5 protein-coding genes are annotated in these 19,224 nt (G+C 63.7%); 3 read left to right on the forward strand and 2 right to left on the reverse strand.

Annotation, left to right across the window (positions count from 1 at the left end):
* Positions 1-119: 119 nt before the first annotated feature.
* The 3 genes from dsbD to dsbG are packed head-to-tail and all read left to right on the forward strand — an operon-like array spanning position 120 to position 3,456.
* Positions 120-1,850, forward strand: coding sequence for a protein-disulfide reductase DsbD (gene dsbD / locus HX815_RS20835; protein ID WP_177020578.1), 1,731 nt, complete (start codon positions 120-122; stop codon positions 1,848-1,850).
* Positions 1,850-2,719, forward strand: a complete 870-nt coding sequence (locus HX815_RS20840; protein ID WP_087695093.1) for a TlpA disulfide reductase family protein — start codon at positions 1,850-1,852, stop codon at positions 2,717-2,719. Before dsbD ends, HX815_RS20840 begins: the two co-directional genes overlap by 1 nt.
* The gene (dsbG, locus tag HX815_RS20845) at positions 2,695-3,456 is read left to right on the forward strand and encodes a thiol:disulfide interchange protein DsbG (protein ID WP_003209017.1); all 762 of its coding nucleotides are present in this window, start codon (positions 2,695-2,697) and stop codon (positions 3,454-3,456) included. The genes HX815_RS20840 and dsbG overlap by 25 nt, the downstream gene beginning before the upstream one ends.
* A gap of 61 nt (positions 3,457-3,517) precedes the next feature.
* Here the strand turns inward: dsbG and HX815_RS20850 are convergent, their stop codons facing one another.
* Both HX815_RS20850 and HX815_RS20855 read right to left on the reverse strand, forming a co-directional pair.
* Positions 3,518-6,106 carry a hypothetical protein gene (locus tag HX815_RS20850; RefSeq protein ID WP_177028809.1) on the reverse strand — a complete coding sequence of 863 codons (2,589 nt, stop codon included), beginning with the start codon at positions 6,104-6,106 and terminating at the stop codon, positions 3,518-3,520.
* Positions 6,107-6,238: 132 nt separating this feature from the next.
* A complete protein-coding gene (locus HX815_RS20855) occupies positions 6,239-19,177 on the reverse strand; it encodes a non-ribosomal peptide synthetase (protein WP_177028810.1) in 12,939 nt (4,312 codons plus the stop codon).
* Positions 19,178-19,224 lie beyond the last annotated feature (47 nt).

Below are 19,224 nucleotides of genomic sequence, written 5' to 3' on the forward strand. Positions count from 1 at the left end.
TTATGCCGCCAACGCCAAGAATCCCGGATAATCGCTTCTTTCTAGGATAGCCCGGTTAATCATCGGTTAATCAACGCCACACATTGTGTGTCCCACTTGCTTCGAACTAAGGCTTGATCATGCGGCATCTGTTTATCTTCCTGCTGGTGTTGTTTGCTGGATTCACCCAGGCCGCGCCTGGCAACAATCCATTCGAGACCAAACCCGACTTCCTCCCGGTGGGCAAAGCCTTCACCTTTACCTCCGAGCGTCTGGCCTCCGGCGAAACCCAGTTGTATTGGCAGATTGCCGACGGTTACTACCTGTACCAGCAGCGCATGAAATTCGATGGCCTGGCCGAAAAGCCGACGTTGCCCCAGGGCGAAGCCCACAGCGACGAGTTCTTTGGCGAGCAGCAAGTCTATCGCCAGGGCCTGGAAGTGAAGATTCCCGCCGGCGCCACCGGCCAGGTCAAGCTCGGCTGGCAAGGCTGCGCCGATGCCGGCCTGTGCTACCCGCCGCAATCGATCACCGTGGACCTGGGCGGCAACCCTGCCGTCGCCGCCACCGGCCAGGCCCAGGACCAAAGCCTGGCCAGCGGCCTGCAACAACGCAGCCTGGGCTGGAGCCTGCTGGTGTTCTTCGGCCTGGGCCTGCTGCTGGCCTTCGCCCCGTGTTCCCTGCCGATGTTGCCGATCCTCGCCGGCCTTGTGGTCGGCAGCGGCGCCAGCCCACGGCGCGGCTTTGCCCTGGCCGCCAGCTACGTGGTGTGCATGGCGCTGGTGTATGCCGCGCTCGGTGTATTGGCTGCGCTGCTCGGCGGCAACCTCGCCGCCCTGCTGCAAACCCCGTGGATCCTCGGCAGCTTCGCTGCGTTGTTTGTGATTCTCGCCCTGCCGATGTTCGGCTTCTTTGAACTGCAACTGCCGGCCTTCCTGCGCGATCGCCTGGACAACGTCAGCCGCAACCAAAGCGGCGGCAGCCTGGTAGGTGCCGGCGTGCTCGGCGCCCTGTCCGGCTTGCTGGTGGGCCCGTGCATGACCGCGCCCCTGGCCGGCGCGCTGCTGTACATCGCCCAAAGCGGCAACGCCTTGCACGGCGGCCTGATCCTGTTTGCCATGGGCATCGGCATCGGTGTGCCACTGTTGCTGCTGGTGACCGTGGGCAACCGCTTCCTGCCCAAACCTGGCACCTGGATGAATATCCTCAAGGGCATCTTCGGTTTCCTGTTCCTCGCCACCGCCGTGCTGATGATTCGCCCGGTGGTCGGTGAAACCCTGTGGCTCGGCTTGTGGGGTGTGCTGGCGCTGGTCATGGCCTACTGCGGCTGGCGCCTGGCCCGCGATTTCGGGCGTACCGCCATGCTGTTCGGTGCCGGTTCGCTGGTGCTGGGCCTCTGGGGCAGCGTATTGGTGATCGGCGCGGCCGGCGGCAGCGACGACCTGTGGCAACCGCTGAAGGTCTACAGCGGCTCGCGGGCAGCCGGTGCTCCCACCGCCCACGAAGCCTTCATGACCATCAACGACCCGGCCGTGCTGCAAAGCCAGCTCGACAGTGCCAAGGCCCAGGGCCAATGGGTGCTGGTGGACTACTACGCTGACTGGTGCGTGTCGTGCAAGATCATGGAAAAACAGGTGTTCGGTAAACCCGAGGTACTGGACGCCCTCAAGGATGTGCGCCTGCTGCGCCTCGACGTCACCGCCGACAACGCCGCCAGCCGCGAGCTGCTGGGCCGCTACAAGGTCCCCGGCCCGCCGAGCTTCGTCTGGATCGGCCCCGACGGTGAAGAGCGCCGCGCCCAGCGCATCACCGGCGAAGTCGACGCCGCCGCCTTCCTGCAACGCTGGACCCAAGCCCGGGAAGCCCTCTGATGCTGACACTGACCATCGGCACCTTCGCCATCGCCCTGAATCACTTGCTGCTGATCACGGCGTTGATCCTCGCCACTCTGGTGGGCTGGCGGGTGGCCAAGCGCGGCGGCGAGAACCCCGAGTCGGTGCTGTTCACCCTGTTTCTGCTGGGTATGCTCGCCGCACGCGTCAGCTTCGTATTGATGTACTGGTCGTACTACCAGAATGACCCGCTGCAAATCGTCGACCTGCGCGACGGCGGTTTTCTCGCCTGGCCCGGCGTGATCGTGCTGATCATCGGCGCGCTGATCTACGGCTGGCGCCGCCCGCTGCTGCGCAAGCCACTGAGCGCCGGCGTGATCACCGGCCTGGCGTTCTGGGCCTTGACCAGCCTGTCCCTGACCCTCTACGAAAAAGGCACGCACCTGCCGGACATTGCCCTGCGCAACGCCAATGGCGAAACCGTGCAACTGGCCGACTACAAGGGCGGCCCGCTGGTGATCAACCTGTGGGCCACCTGGTGCCCGCCGTGCCGGCGCGAAATGCCGGTACTGGAAAGTGCCCAGCGCCAGCGCCCGGACGTGACCTTCTTGTTCGTCAACCAGGCCGAAAGCATGCAAAGCGTCGCCACCTATCTGGCGACCCAGGGCCTGAACCTGGACAACGTGCTGTTCGACGCCAGCGGCCGCCTCGGCCAGGCCGTCGGCTCCATGGCCTTGCCCACCACCCTCTTCTACCAACCTGATGGTCGCCTGATCAACAGCCACCTGGGCGAACTCTCACAGGCCAGCCTGGCCCGCGCCATGGAGCGCTTCGAGCCGACCCCCGCCAAACCGGCCTTGCCGGCCACCACAAGGAATTCGCCATGCTCCGCCTCCGCCACCTGCTGACACTCCTGCCCCTGACCCTGGCCGCCAGCCTGGTCCACGCCGAAGACTGGCCGGCGCCGATCAAGAACATCGAGGCCAAGGGTGCCAAGATCATCGGCAAGTTCGATGCGCCCAGCGGCCTCACAGGTTACGCGGCGCAATACCAGAACCGTGGCATGGCGCTGTACCTGACTGCCGATGGCAAAAGCGTGATTGCCGGCAACCTGTACGACGCCGACGGCAATGACCTGAGCACCGCGCCGCTGGAGAAACTGGTGTATGCGCCGATGGCCAAGGAAGTCTGGGCCAAGATGGAACACAGCAACTGGATCCAGGACGGCAACAAGGACGCGCCGCGCATCGTGTACCTGTTCAGCGACCCAAACTGCCCGTACTGCAACATGTTCTGGGAACAGGCACGGCCGTGGGTGAAGTCGGGCAAGGTGCAGTTGCGGCACATCATGGTGGGGATTATCCGTGAAGACAGCCCGGGCAAGTCGGCCGCGCTGTTTGCCGCCAAGGACCCGCAACAGGCCTTGGAAGCCCATGAGTCGGCCGGTAAAGGCAGCAAGTTGCAGGCGCTGGAGAAGATCCCGGCGGATATCCAGGCCAAGCTTGATTCGAATATGAAGCTGATGGACGAGCTGGAGTTGTCGGCCACGCCGGCAATTTTCTATCTGGATGACAAGGGTGGGTTGCAGCAACAGCAAGGAGCGCCGTCGCCGGATAAGCTGGTGAAGATTCTCGGTCCGAAATAATCAGCCCTAGCCTGAAAAGACAATGCCCGCATCGAAGCGGGCATTGTCTTTTCAGCGCGGATTAAATCCCCTCGACCAGGAAATCATCCATGTACCAATCGTTGCCGCTCGTAGCGCCTTCATGGCTATAGATTTCCAGCAGCACGGGAGCGATGGTTGGCGTAAAGGTGAAGCTCAGTGTGTGCCAGTTCAGGTCAACCAACTCTTCCACCGGTGTTTGTTGAATGGAGTCTTTGCGCAACGATAACTTGGGCGTCGCGAACGCAACGCTGTACCGTCGAACCCGTACGGAAAACCGGTAAGTAAAACCGCTCTCCAAATCCAAGAAGCGCCGCTGCAGGATCGGGCCGAAACTGTTATTGGTAAATGTGAAATTCCTGACTGCGTAATCGGGCTTGCCGTCAGGTCCCGTCCCCATATATTCAATGCTGATATCCCTGGCATCGGGTGCGCCTGACCCTACGGTCCATAAACCCAAGGTCTGATCGTTGAAATCCGTCAGGTCTCTGTACTGCTTGCGCAACAGCAACATCAGCACAGGGAACACAATTGCTTCGCTCACATGGGAGCTGCCGTCCGCCGTAACCTTGAACACGATGTTCAATACGGACCTGTGGCGAAACTTTTCCAGTTCCTCACGAGGCAGAACGTGCGACAACCCATGGTTTGCCTGCTCTTGCGTGATCGGCTCATTGACCAGCAGCTTGAGGGTATGGGACGACCCGTCGAGCAAGGTTCCCGTACATTCCAGCCAGCCCTTTTGCCCCGCCAGGATGAACCACCAGGCTTGCAGCGTAATCTCGGCATCCCCGGTAAAGGTGCGCAAGTCCAGTGTCCCCTGGCCACCGGGCAATTGAGTGGCCTGCGGCACCTCTGGCGCAGGCAAGCGCTGCGGGACACTGATCTGTAGCTCCAGGTCAGCTGACGTGACGTGCTTGCATGCGCTCGCGACGCTGTAACTGACGGGCACTGTTTTGCCGCTTCCAGCGATTACAGCCTCGCGGGGAATGGTGAAGTCAACGTACTTCGGATCAGTGTTACCCGGCTTGGGTGGCAACGGCAGGCAACTACCGTCCGATTGTGTCCAACACACGCTGATCTCGTCATGAGCACTGATGTGGTCATATTCCACCCGTGCCGTCACGCCATCACGGCCATTCCATACCGTCAACTGCGAGCCCACGGCCTCCCGAATGGTCAAGGGTTTCAGGACCAGGTCTTCCTGATGAATATCCAGGTGCAGCACAGGAAACGGCTCGGCGCTGGCCCTGTCGGACCGGCCATCGAAGTTCACCGCAAAATGCACGTCAAAGCGGCTGCAATCGGCCAGCTTTTGCAGATCGCGGCGGGACAGCAGCGTACTGACGCCCTCCTGCTGCCATTGCTCGGAGAGCGGCTCGCCGTCCAGCACATCGAAGCGATAAGGCGCGCCATCTTCCCGCTCACCGGTTACCCACATCCAGCAGGGCTGCCCCAAGGCGCCGTAGGCATAGGCCGCCACCGTCAGTTGCGCGTCCCCCTGGAACGTATTGAGGTCCAGCGTACTGCCCGTGGCCTGTTCCACCTGCGGCTTGGGCAGGCCGGAGATATTCAGGATTTTTACCGGTCGCGGCAGCGCCGACCAGGTTTGCCCTTCCCGTCGGACGGTGTAGCGGACCGACACCTGCTTATTGAAATTGGCGCTGATGGCTGACGCCGGCACATTAAAATCAACAACGTCCCGATTGTCGGCCTGCTTGCACTCGATTACCGGAGTGCCTGCCCCGGCAGTCCCTTCCCAGAAGGCGCAAACCCAGTCGCAAGGGCACATATGCTCATAGCTGACCCGGATGGTCGCACCGTCCTGGGTATTGACCGGATTCAATACGAGATTTTCAGGTGTGATTTGCGTGGCTTCCACCACCGTGGGCGCTACGAGATCCAAATGAGGCTCGATGAGCAACGTCAACACCAAACCAGAAATCAGCCGATACACCGGCCTGGAATCCGCACGCGGCAAAAACTCAACGTAGAACGCAATATAAAGCTCACTGTCATGCTTGAGCGTGGCCAGCTCGGCACGGGACAACTTTCGGGTCCAGCCGTGGCGCACGTCCTCGTCTGTTACCGGTGCATCTTCATAAGGGTAGAGACTGGCCTTGGACCCATCAGGGTAAATCCCCCCGATATAGACCTGAGCCACTTGAACCGGGTCGATGAACGGCCAGGCATCGACATGCAGAACCGGGTCTTCACCGCACAACAAGGACAGGTCCAGAACACCGCCTGAGGCTTGAGAGATCTGCAGTTGCGGCAAATTGGACGGCAGCTTGATGAACACGTCGGCAACGGGGGAAGGATGTTCCTCGCCATCGCTGGTAACGACATAGGAAAACAGCGCGAAGTTATCAATGCGCAGCCCTACGTAATACGGGGGTACGTGGAACTCGACCGAGCCCGCTTCGACGCCATCCAGGGAGGCAATCGGCGCGTATTCCCCCGGTGTCGACTCCCAGCGCAACGCAATACTGTCGGTGCTGAGCATCCCTTCGTAGAACACCCGGACAGTAGCCCCCTCCAGCAACTGGAGCGGGTCAACCCGGGGCTCTCCCTCGGCTTCGACCAACTGTGGCTTGGGCAGGTCAAGGGTCAACGGTGATGACTTGGGCATGATAGAACTCCATTTCAACGAGTGATGGTGTTGCCCATCACACGCCGAAATGCCCCCCTTGCCTACTGTCAGAATTCACAGTTCGAACCTTAAAAACCGCGCCACCCGACGAGTGGCGCGTTGCGCTCCGAGTTAAAAACCCTCCAGCTCCGCCATCAAATCACTCAACCGATCCACCTTCTCGGCGCTGATCTCATTCGCCGCCAGCCCGTCGATATACCCCGCCAACGCCTCCACCGTGCTGCACTCGAACATCGCCCGCAACGGCACATCCCGCTGCAGCGTCTTCTGCACCCGTGAAGCTATCTGCGTGGCCAGCAACGAATGCCCGCCCAGTTCGAAGAAGTTGTCCTGCACGCCGACGCGCTCGACCTTGAGCACCTCGGCCCAGATCCCGGCCAGCGTCTGCTCCAGCTCATTGCGCGGCGCCAGATATTCCTGGCTGTGCAACTGGCCGATCTCCAGTGCCGGCAAGGCCTTGCGGTCCAGCTTGCCGTTGGCGTTCAGCGGCAACCGGTCGAGCCACAACCAATGCAACGGCACCATGTATTCCGGCAGCTCGGCCCGCAGGCGTTGCTTGATGCGATCGAGGCGCTCACCCGGGTTGAGCTGCGCATCCGCCGCCACCAGGTAGCCCACCAGATGCTTGCCGTTGACGCCCTCCTGCACGCCCACCGCCGCATCCCGCACTTCAGGCTGCTCATGCAGGCGCGCTTCGATTTCACCCAGCTCGATCCGGTAACCGCGAATCTTCACCTGATGGTCGATGCGCCCGACGTACTCCAACACACCGTCGCTGCGACGGCGGGCCAAATCCCCTGTTCGATACAACCGGTCCGCACCAAATGGATTCGGCACAAACGCTTGCGCCGTGCGCAGCGGATCGCTGACATAACCACGACCCACGCCGGTCCCGGCCACGCACAACTCGCCAACCGCGCCTTGGGGCACCAATTCCAGCGCGCCGTCCAGCAGGTACAACCGGTTGTTGTCGGTCGGCGTACCAATCGGCAGATAAGTGCCACGGGTCGACGCCAGGTCGACGCGGAAGAACGCCACGTCGTCCGAACATTCCGCCGGGCCATACGCGTTGACCAGGCCAATCTGCGGATAACGCAGCAACCACTGGTGCGCCAGTTCCGGCGGCATCGCTTCACCCGTCGGCAGCATCCAGCGCAAGCCATCCAGGCTCATGCGGTCTTGGGCGAGCATGCCCTGGATCAGTGACGGCACGCTTTCCAGCACGGTAATGCCCTGGGCCTGGACGTGAGCGAGCAAGCCTTGCGGATCATGGGCAATGGTATTCGGCACAATGTCCACCCGCGCCCCGAACAGCGGTGCCGCGAGGAACTGCCACACCGAGATATCGAAACTTTGCGAGGCGGTCTGGGCGATCACATCGTGCTCAGTCAGTTGCAGATACGGCACCTTGCTCAACTGGTTATTGAGCATGCCGCGCTGTTCGACCATCACGCCCTTGGGCAGGCCAGTGGAGCCCGAGGTGTAGATCACGTAGGCCAGGTTATCCGGCGCGCTGTAGATGCCCGGGTTCTGCTCTGAACCCACCAGCTCCTCCCACACCAGCAGCCTCGGTCGCGAGCCACAGGCAAACTCTTCCAGCAACAGATCCGCCTGTTCCCGACAAGCCTCGGTGCACACCAGCAACGGCGTACGACTGAGGTCGATGATCCGGCTCAAGCGCTGGGTCGGCAGCCCCGGATCCAGCGGCAAGTAACCCGCGCCGGCCTTGAAGCTGCCGATGATCATGCCCAGCAAATCCAGATTACGTTCAGCCAGCAACGCCACCGGTTGGTCCAGCCCGACACCCGCGGCAATCAGCGCATGACCCAGGCGGTTACTGCGCCGGTTCAGCTCAGAGTAGGTCCATTGCTGATCCAGGCAACTGGCGGCAATCCGCTGTGGATGCTGTGCCACCTGGGCTTCGAACAGCTCGATGTAACTGCGCTCCAGCGGATATTCATGCTCGCTCTGGTTGCAGCCGTCCACCAGGAACTCACGCTCCTGCTCGCCAATCAGCGGCAAGTCGGCCATGTCGCCATGGAAGCCCTGCACCAGCGCCAGCAGCAGCCGCTTGAATTCAGCGAGCATGCCTTGCACGGTGGTTTCATCGAAATAACGCTGGTCGTAGGACAGGTGCAAGCCCAGGTCATCGCCCGGGTAGCACACGGCCGTCAGCGGGAAGTTGGTGTGGGTGCGACCGGAATCCGAGGTGGCATTCAGGCTTTGCGCACGGTCCAGTACCGAGACTTCCACCGGGGCGTTCTCGAACACGAACAGGCTGTCGAACAGCGGCTGGCCTTTCGGCAGTTCGCTGTGCTCCTGGATGGTCACCAGCGGCAGGTACTCGTACTCGCGCAGTTGCATATTGCTGTCGAGCAGGCCGCTCAACCATTGGCGCACGCTGCACTGCTGATCGTCCTCCGGCAGCTTGACCCGCAAGGCGATACTGTTGATAAACAGCCCGACAGTGCGCTGCATCTCGGGCATCTCTACCGGGCGCCCTGCCACGGTGACGCCGAACAGCACGTCGCGATCGCCACTCAAGCGCCGCAGCACCAGGGCCCATGCCGCCTGGGCGAAGGTGTTCACCGTCAATTGATGAGCCTGGGCCAGCTCGCGCAATTGCGCGCCGTCGCGCACATCCAGGCGGGTGTAGCAGTCGCCTACCACCATGCCGCCGCTGTGGCCGGCATGCTCGCGCAGGAACGGCCGGTCGCTCGGAATCGGTGTGGTGCGTTCGAACCCTTGCAGGTTCTGCTGCCACCACTGGCGCGCCTCGGCGAGGTTCTGGCGTTGCAGCCAGGCGATGTAATCGCGGTAACGCGGTGGCGTCGCCAGTTGCGCTTCGCGACCTTCGCCGAGGGCCATGTAGATGTCGAAGAAATCGTTCATCAGCAGCGAGCGGCACCACGCATCGATCAGGATGTGGTGGTTGCTCATCATGAACCAGTAGCGGGCTTCGCCTACGCGGATCAGCCGCAGGTGGAAGGGCGCCTGGTTAAGCAGATCGAAACCGGCTTCACGCTCGCTTTTCAGCAACGCTTGCAGGCGCGGTTCCTGCTCGCTTTCCGGCTCCTGGCTCCAGTCGAGGTACTCGATCGGCGTGCTGCCGGGCTTGTGGATAACCTGCAACATGTCTTCGCCGACGTTCCAGCAGAACGAGGCGCGCAAGGCTTCATGACGGGCGATCACCGCCTGCCAGGCCTGGGCGAAACGCTCGGGGTCCAGGGCGCTGTTGATGCGGTAGCGGTCCTGCATGTAGTAGAGGCCGGTGCCCGGTTCCAGCAGGGTGTGCAGCAGCAAGCCTTCCTGCATCGGGGTCAGCGGGTACACGTCTTCGATGGCATTGGCCGGCACCGGCAGCGCATCGAGTTGCCCCTGGGTCAGGTGCGCCAGCGGGAAGTCCGACGGCGTAAGGCCGCCCGCGTCTGCCTTGAGGCAATGTTCGATCAGGCTTTGCAGTTCCGCCAGGTAAGCGTCCGCCAGTTCAGCGATGGTCTGGCTGTGGTGACGCTCGCGGCTGAAGGTCCAGCGCAGCACCAGCTCACCGCCGTACACCTGGCTGTCGACACTCAGCGCGTTGGGCAACGGCGCGTCCGGGTCGTGGGCGATCCCGGCGGACTCGTCCAGCGGGTGGAACAGTGCGTCGGCGCCAAAGCTCTGGTCGAACTGGCCGAGGTAGTTGAAGGTGATACTGGCGGTCGGCAACGCGGCCATGGTCTGGCGGCACAGGTCGTCGGCCAGGTAGCGCAGCACGCCATAACCCAACCCTTTGTGGGGCACGCCGCGCAGTTGCTCCTTGATCGCCTTGATCGAGGCGCCCTGCCCGGCGGCCTCTTCGATATGCAGCGGGGTCAGGCGCAGCGGGTAGGCGCTGGTGAACCAGCCGACGCTGCGGGTCAGGTCGATCTCGTCGAATAGCGGTTCGCGGCCGTGGCCTTCCAGCTGGATCAATGCGGATTCATGGCCACTCCAACGGCACAGCACACGGGCCAGGGCGGTCAGCAGCAAATCGTTGACCTGGGTGCGGTAGGCACTTGGCGCCTGCTGCAACAACTGGCGGGTGCGCTCGGCATCCAGGCGCACGCTGACGGTATCGGCGTCGCGATTGCGCAGCGAACCCTGTGGGCGATCCACCGGCAACTCAACGGCAGGGCCGGCCAACTGTTGCTGCCACACGTGCAGCTCCTCACGCAGGGATTCGCTGCCGGCATACGCCTGCAACCGCGCCGCCCAGTCGCGCAAGGCGCTGGTCTTGGCCGGCAGGTTGACCGGCTGGCCGTCGCTCAACTGGCGATACACGGTCTGCAAATCTTCCAGCAATACCCGCCAGGAAACGCCGTCCACCACCAGGTGATGGATCGCGATCAGCAGCCGGCGCTGGCCTTGCGGGCCGTCCACCAGCAACGCGCGCAACAACGGGCCATGGGCGAGGTTGAGGCTGCGCTGGGTGTCGGTGAACAGCGCGCCGCACTGCTCCATGTCCGCCACCTGAGCCTGCAACAGCAGGCCGCCTTCCGGCACCGCCAAGTGTTCGGCGTGCCATTGGGCGTCGCGCTGGGTGAAGCTCAGGCGCAGGGCGTCGTGATGTTCCAGCACCGCCAGCAACGCTTGCTCCAGGCGATGAGGTTCCAGGGCCTGAACCGGCTCCAGCAGCAATGCCTGGTTCCAGTGTTGGCGCTCCGGGATGTCGGTGTCGAAGAACCAGTGCTGGATCGGCGTCAGCCCGGACGCGCCGGTCAACACGCCTTGTTCGGCGCTGACCTGCTCGCTGCGGGTCGCCACGGCGGCCAGGGTTTGCACGGTCTGGTGCTGGAACAAATCACGCGGGCTGAAATGAATCCCCGCCTGCCGGGCCCGGCTGACCACCTGGATCGACAGGATCGAGTCGCCGCCCAACTCGAAGAAGTTGTCGTCAAGGCCTACCTGTTGCACGTTCAGTACCGCGCACCAGATGGCCGCCAGGGTTTGCTCCAGCTCGTTGCGCGGCGCCACGTACTGTTGACGATTCGCCTCGGGGTCCGGCTGCGGCAAGGCGCGGCGGTCGAGTTTGCCGTTGGCGGTCAGCGGCATGCTGTCGAGGACGATCAGGTGCGCGGGCACCATGTAGTCCGGCAGCTGCGCTTTCAGATGCGCCTTGAGGGATTCACGCAGCGCGCCCTGCTCCTGGTCGCTGACCAGATAGGCCACCAACTGTTTGCCGCTCGGTGAGTCCAGCGCCAACACCACCGCTTCACGCACCGCCTCGTGTTCCAGCAGGCGGGTTTCAATTTCCCCCAGCTCGATGCGGAACCCGCGAATCTTCACTTGATGGTCGATACGACCGAGGTATTCCACCAGGCCATCGGCACGCTGGCGCACCAGGTCACCGGTGCGATACAGGCGACCGCCATTCGTGGCAAACGGATCCGCGACAAAGCGCTCCGCGGTCATGCCCGGACGCTGGTGATACCCGTGGGCCAGGCCGGCACCGCCGACGTACAACTCACCCGTCGCGCCTTGCGGCACCAGCGCCAGATCCGCATCCAGAATGTAGGCCACACGCGCGCCGATGATGCTGCCGATCGGCACGCTGCCGGCGCCCTCTTCCAGGGCTTCCGGGGCCAGGCTGGCCAACGGCATCACCACGGTTTCAGTCGGGCCATAGGCGTTGAAAAACAGCGCCGGCTTGAATGCCGCGCGAATGCGCTGCAAGTGTTCGCCGGTCAGGGCCTCACCGCCGGTGATGCACATGCGCACCGCCAGGGTCTGGTCTTGCGTGGCCAGCCATTGGGCCAACTGGCTGCCATAGCTTGGGGTGAAGCCCAGGATATTGATGCGGTGCCGACGAATCAGCCCGCAGATTTCTTCCGCGTCCCACTGGCCCTGGGCCCGCAACACCACCTGGGCACCACTGAGCAACGGCACCAGCAGACGCTCGGTGGCAGCGTCAAAGTTGATGGAATAGAAGTGCAGCTCGCAGTCATCCGGGCGCATGCCGAAGCGTTCGATCACCGCCTGGCAATGCATGGCGATTTCACCGTGGGACACCACCACGCCCTTGGGCTTGCCGGTGGAACCGGAGGTGTAGATCAAGTAGGCCTGATGTTGCGGCAGGCTGATGAAAGGCAACTCGCTTGCCGGGTAGTCCGCCAGGGTCGGCAGGTCATCTTCCAGGCACCAGCGGCCGACACTCTCAGGCAGTTCGCCCAATGCGTCGAACATCGCGGCATCGCTGAGCAACAGGCCGATGCCACTGTCTTCGATCATGTAGTGCAGGCGGTCCAGCGGGTATTCCGGGTCCAGCGGCACATAGGCGCCGCCGGCCTTGAGGATTGCCAGCAGGCCAACCACCATCTCCAGCGAACGCGGCAACGCCAGGCCGACCCGCACCTGCGGGCCCACGCCGCGCTCGCGGAGCATCCAGGCCAGGCGATTGGCACGGCTGTCGAGTTCGCTGTAGCTCAGGGTCTGCCCGGCAAAGGTCAACGCCGGTGCATCGGCACGGGCCAGGGCCTGCTCGCTGAACAGGTGATGGATGCACTGGTCGAGGCGATGCTCGCCAGCCTCAATGCCAAGGCTGTCTCGCAGGGCGCGCTGTTCGCCAGCCTCCAGCAACGGCAACTCACTCAGGCGCTGTTGCGGATCGGCAAGCAAGGCTTCCAGCAGGTTTTGCCAATGCGCCGCCATGCGCGCAATACGCGGCTCGTCGAACAGGTCGGTGCTGTAGGTCAGGCAGCAACCCAGGCGATGATCGAGGTCGGTGACCTCCAGGTTGAGGTCGAACTTGGTGGCGCGGGCATCGTTGGCCAGGTATTCGACGGTCATCCCGGCCAGGGTGCGGCTTTGCTGGAATTCCCAGCGCTGCACGTTGCACATCACCTGGAACAGCGGGTTGTACGCCGCGCTGCGGGTTGGTTGCAGGGCCTCCACCAGATGGTCGAACGGCAGGTCCTGATGGGACTGGCCTTCGATCACGGTGTGGCGAACCTGGTCAAACAGTTCGCCGACACTCATCTGCCCGTTGAGCTGGCAACGCAGCACCTGGGTGTTGAGAAATGCGCCAATCAGCCCTTCGCTTTCCGGGCGAATCCGGTTGGCCACCGGCGCACCGATGCGCAGGTCAGTCTGGCCGCTGTAGCGGTAGAGCAATACCGCGAGGGTGGCGGTCATGGTCATGAACAGGGTCAGGCCGCGTTCGGCGTTGAAGGCACGCACGCGGGCGGCGAGGTCGTCGCTCAAGTCAAAACGGTACAGCTCGCCCTGGTGACTTTGCACCGGCGGCCGCGGACGGTCGGCCGGCAGTTCCAGCAGCGGATGTTCGGTGCCCAGTTGCGCGGTCCAGTAATCCAGTTGGCGCTGGCGTTCGCCGGACTCCAGCCACTGGCGCTGCCACACGCTGTAGTCGAGGTACTGCACCGGCAGTGGCGCCAGTGGCGATTCGCGGTCGTCGATGAACGCTTCATACAGCGCGCTGAGTTCACGGGCAAAGATGTCCATGGCCCAGCCTTCGGTGACGATATGGTGCAGGGTCAGCACCAGGTAATGTTCCTGCTCGCCGGCCTTGACCAGGCAGGCGCGCAGCAATGGGCCGGTTTCCAGATTGAAAGGCGAGTGGGCTTCATGGTCGGCCAGTTGTTGCACTCGCCGTTGGCGCTCGGCCTCATTCAACGCAGAGAAGTCCTGCCAATCCATGCGCACGCCGGTTTGCGCCGCGACCTTCTGCTGCGCCACGCCATTGATGCTCGGGAACGTGGTGCGCAGGGTTTCGTGACGCATGATCAAGGCCTGCAACGCCGCCTCGAAACGGCCCACGTCCAGCACCCCGCGAAAGCGCGCCATGCCGCCGACGTTATACGCCGGGCTGTCGGGCTCCATCTGCCAGAGGAACCACATGCGCTGCTGGGAATAGGACAGTGGCACCGGTTGGCTGCGGTCGACCTTGCCGATGGCCAGCTGTTGGTTACGTTGCCCGGCGGCCTGGATCAGCCGGACCTGCTCGGCGAAAGCCCCCAGCTCGCTGGCGTCGAACAGCGTGCGCAACGGCAGTTCGACGTCACAGGCTTGGCGGGTGCGGGAGATGATTTGCGTCGCCAGCAACGAATGGCCGCCAAGGGCGAAGAAGTCGTCCCGCAGGCCGATGCGTGGCAGCGCCAGGACTTCACGCCAGATCGCGGCGATTTGCTGTTCCAGCGCTGTTTCAGGTTCGACGTGCTCACGTACCTGCCACACCGGTTCCGGCAAGGCGCGGCGATCCAGTTTGCCGCTTGGGCTCAGGGGCATCGCGTCCAGGCGCATCAACTGCGCCGGGACCATGTACTCCGGCAGCTCGGCGGCCAGGGCGGTTTTTACGTCCTGTTCATCCAACGGTTCGCTGGCGGTGTAGTAACCGATCAACTGCGCACCGGCTGCGGTTTCCCGCACCAGCACCACCGCTTGGGCGATGCCGTCGAGAGCCAGCAGGCGGGCTTCGATTTCTTCAGGCTCGACACGGAAGCCACGCAGTTTGACCTGCTGATCCAGGCGCCCGAGATATTCCAGCACACCGTCGGTGCTCCAGCGCACGCGGTCACCGGTGCGATACAGGCGTGCGCCCGCCTCACCCAGCGGGTCGGCGACAAAGCGTTCGGCGGTCAGCCCCGCACGCCCGAGGTAACCCCGGGCCAGGCCGATGCCACCGATGCACAACTCACCCGGCACACCCGCCGGCAGCGGCTCGAACTGATCATCCAGCACCCGGCAAATCACATTGCCCAGCGGCCGGCCAATCGGCGAACGCTCGCCGTCCTCGGCCTGGCAATGCCAGTGCGTCACGTTGATCGCGGTTTCGGTGGGGCCATACCGATTGTGCAACTGCACCGCCGGCAACTGCGCCAGCACCCGGTTGCGCAACTCGGCAGGCAGCGCTTCACCGCCGGAGAACAGGCGACGCAGGCTGGTGCATTCGGCAGCCAACGGTTCGTCGACAAACAGCTGCAACAGCGGCGGCACAAAGTGCAGCGTGGTCACGCCGTGTTCCTGCACCAACTGCGCGATGCGATGGGGATCGCGATGCTCGCCGGGGCCGGCCAGCACCAGGCGGCAACCGGTGATCAGCGGCCAGAAACACTCCCACACCGACACGTCGAAACTGATGGGCGCCTTTTGCATCAGCACATCGGTTTCATCCAATTGGTAGGTGGCTTGCATCCACTGCAAGCGCTCGGCCAGCGCGGCATGGGTGTTGCCCACGCCCTTGGGCTGGCCGGTGGAGCCGGAGGTGTAGATCACATAGGCGAGGTTGTCGCCATTGAGGTGCAAACCCGGCGCGTGGGTCGGCCAACGGTCGAGCTTGAGGCTGTCCATGGCGATGACGCACACGCCTTGCGCCGTGGGCAGTTGTTCCAGCAGTGAAGTCTGGGTCAGCAGCAGTTGCACGCCGCTGTCCTTGAGCATGTAGCCCAGGCGTTCGGCGGGATAATCCGGGTCCAGCGGCACATAGGCGCCGCCGGCCTTGATGATTGCCAGCAGGCCGATCAGCAGTTGCGGCGAACGCTCGGCGGCGATGGCCACGCACACGTCCGGGCCCACGCCCTTGTCCCGCAGGTAATGGGCCAGGCGGTTGGCCTGGGTGTGCAATTGCGCGAAGGTCAGACTGCCGTCCTGCCACACCAGTGCGGTGCGTTCCGAGACGTGTTGGTTGAGGTGTTCCGGCAGCCAGCGCTGCGCCGGTGTGCACGGCGCAGCGCTCCACTGCTGTTGTTGGCGCTGCTCGTCGACGTGCAACAGCTTCAGGTCGCCGATGGCCTGTTGTGGTTGCTCGCAAATGGCTTGCAGCAGGTTGATGAAGTGCCCGGCCAGGCGCTCGATGGTGGCGGCGTCGAACAGCTCATCGGCGTAGTCGAAGGACAGGCTCAGGCGCCCGTTGCGGTCTTCTTCAGTGTGCAGTTGCAGGTCGAACTTGGCTTCGCGGCTGTGCCATGCCAGCTCGTCGGCAAGCAGGCCCGGCAAGCGGCGCAGGGCGCCGAGGTCACGTTGCTGGTGGTTGAACATCACCTGGAACAGGCCTTGTTCCCGAGCTTGGGGGAAGGCTTCCAGCAGTTGTTCGAAAGGCAGGTCCTGATGGGCCTGGGCACCCAGCGCTGCGGTGCGGGTTGCCGTCAGCAACTCGGCGAAGGGCAGGCGCGCATCCAGTTCGGCGCGCAGTACGAGGGTGTTGATAAAGAACCCGATCAGGCCTTGGGTTTCCTGGCGCGGACGGTTGGCGTTGGGCACGCCGATGCGGATATCGCGCTGACCGCTGTAGCGATAGAGCAGGCTCTGGAACGCCGCGAGCAACAGCATGAACGGCGTGGATTCGTGGCTTTGGGCAGTCTTGCGAATGGCTTCGCCGAGGCTCGCGCTCACACGCACACTGTGACGCGAGGCACTGCGCAGGTGCTGCGCCGAACGCGGGTGATCGGTGGCCAGGCTCAGGGTTGGGTGCTCGTCGCCCAGTTGTTGTTTCCAGTAAGCCAGTTGCCGCTGGCCCTCGCCTTCGGCCAGCCACTGGCGCTGCCAACTTCCGTAGTCGGCGTATTGCAGGGCCAGCGCTGGCAGCTCCAGGGGTTGGCCCTGGGACGCAGCGGCGTACAGTCGCGAGAATTCGTCGATCAACACGTTCAGCGACCAGCCGTCCGCGATGATGTGGTGCAGGGTCACCAGCAGTTGGTGGTCTTCGTCATCCAGGCGTACCAGCGTTACCCACAGCAGCGGGCCTTTCTCCAGGTCGAACTGGGTGCGGGCTTCGTCTTCACGAATCTGCTTGGCACGGGCTTCCCGCTCGGCGGCAGGCAAATCGCTGAGGTCGATGACTTGCAGGTTGAAATCAGCCTGGGCGTCGACCCGCTGGAAGGCCTGGCCATCGCGCTCAAAGAAGCGCGTGCGCAGGGCTTCGTGGCGCTGGATCAATTGCTGGAAGCTTGAGCGCACCGCGTCTTCATCCAGCTCGCCGCGCAACCGCAAGGCGCCGGGGATGGTGTAGGCGCTGCTGTGCGGGTCGAGTTGCCAGGTGATCCACAAGCGGTTTTGCGCGAGGGATTGCGGCAGGTCTTCCTGGCGCGACAACGCATGGATTGCGCCTTGGGCCACGCCGCCGTCCTGCTGCAATTGCCCGACGCTGGTGGCGAAGGCGGCCAGGGTGGGCGCTTCGAACAACAGGCGCAGGTTCAGTTCCAGGCCGAGGGTTTCCCGCAGCCGGGCTACGACCTGGGTGGCGCTGATGGAGTTGCCCCCCAGCAGGAAGAAGTGATCGTCGGCGGCGACCTGCGTCACCTGCAATTGCTCGCACCAGATCGCGGCAATCCGGCTTTGCAGCTCGGACGCCAGCACCGCATCACCCGCCTGCGCTTGCACGCCAGGGAACTGCGCATAACTGTCGAGGCTGCCGTCCGCCAGGCGTGTGCGGCAGGCCGAGCGCTGCACCTTGCCGCTGGACGTTTTCGGCAAGCCACCGGGGTTGAGCAACACCACCACGCTCGGCGCTTCCTGGCAGGCTTCGGCCACCGCCTGGCGAATCGCTTTGATCAGTGCCTCCGGCGGCAGGATTTTCTGCACGCTGCGGCTGATTTCGGCAGCAATACCGATGCCTTCCAGGCCCTGGTCATTCACCGCGAACGCAGCGACCCGCCCCTTGCGCACCACTTCCACTTCACGCTCGATGGATTGCTCGATGTCTTGGGGATACAGGTTGTGGCCCCGCACGATCAGCAGGTCTTTCAGCCGGCCGGTGATGAACACTTCACCTTCGCGGATAAACCCGAGGTCGCCGGTCCGCAGCCAGGTACGGCCTTCGTGCTGAACGAAAGTCTTGGCGGTGGCTTCAGGGTTGCGCCAGTAGCCGTGGGCGATGCTCGGGCCGGTGGCCCAGATTTCACCGACGGCATTGTCGGGGAGCGTCGCCAGGGTGGCGGGGTCGGCAATCAGCACCGCGTGCGCGGGCTGGCTGGTGCCGCAACTCATGATCGCCGCGCCCTGCCCTGGCTCGGCGCGGTTGGCGGCCAGAGCCTGTTCGTCCAGGCGCAGGGCCGGGATGCCGTGGCCACGGGTGCCGCCGGCAACGAACAAGGTGGCCTCCGCCAAGCCGTAGGAGGCGAAGAAATTGTTCGGGGTAAAACCGCAGGCGGCGAACTTCTCGGCGAAGCGTTCGAGGGTGTCGAGGCGGATCGGCTCGGAGCCGGAATACGCCACGCGCCATTTGCTCAGGTCCAGGCGATCCAATGCCGATTCGCTGACTCGCTCGCTGCACAAGCGATAGGCGAAGTCCGGCCCGCCGCTGATGGTGCCGCCGTATTCGCTGATCGCTTCGAGCCAGCGCAATGGCCGGCCAAGGAAGTACGCCGGCGACATCAATACGCACGGCACACCGCTGAAGATCGGCTGCAGCAGCCCGCCGATCAGGCCCATGTCGTGGTACAGCGGCAACCAGCTGACGATCACGTCGTCGGGGTTCAGGTCGATGCCGAAGCCCCGGCGAATCAGCAGCTCGTTGGCCACCAGGTTGCCGTGGGTCACTTGCACGCCCTTGGGCAACGCAGTGGAGCCGGAGGTGTATTGCAGGAAGGCGATGTCATCGTCCTGCAAGTTGGGCGCGACCCAATTGCCCGCGATTTCGGCATGGAGGCTGTCAACGCACAGCAACTGCGGCGCGCCTTCGAGTTGCGCCAGCGAATCACCGAGGCTGGACGTGGTCAGCAGCAACCGCGGCTCGGCATCTGCAATGATCGACAGCAGCCGCTCCTGATGATGACGGCGGGCGGACTCCGGCGGGTAGGCCGGCACCGCGATGACCCCGGCGTACAGGCAACCAAAGAACGCCGCGACGTAATCCGGCCCGCTGGGGAACAGCAGCACCGCACGATCGCCCCGCCTGGCGTCGGCCTGCAAGGCGGCGGCAATGGTGCGGGCGCGCAGGTCGAGGTCGCGGTAACTGAGGACAACGCTCTGTTCGGCCGTCTCGGCAAGGAAGCGCAACGCCAGTCGATCCGGGGTTTGCGCGGCGCGGCGTTGAAGGGACTGAACCAGGGTGCGGGGAAGTTCGAAGGCGTCCATCATGGGGTTCCTGCCTGAAATCGGCTTACTGGGAAATCGGGGAATGTGTG

Origin of the sequence: Pseudomonas sp. E6002 (genome assembly GCF_013385565.1) — a bacterium.
Classification (GTDB): domain Bacteria; phylum Pseudomonadota; class Gammaproteobacteria; order Pseudomonadales; family Pseudomonadaceae; genus Aquipseudomonas.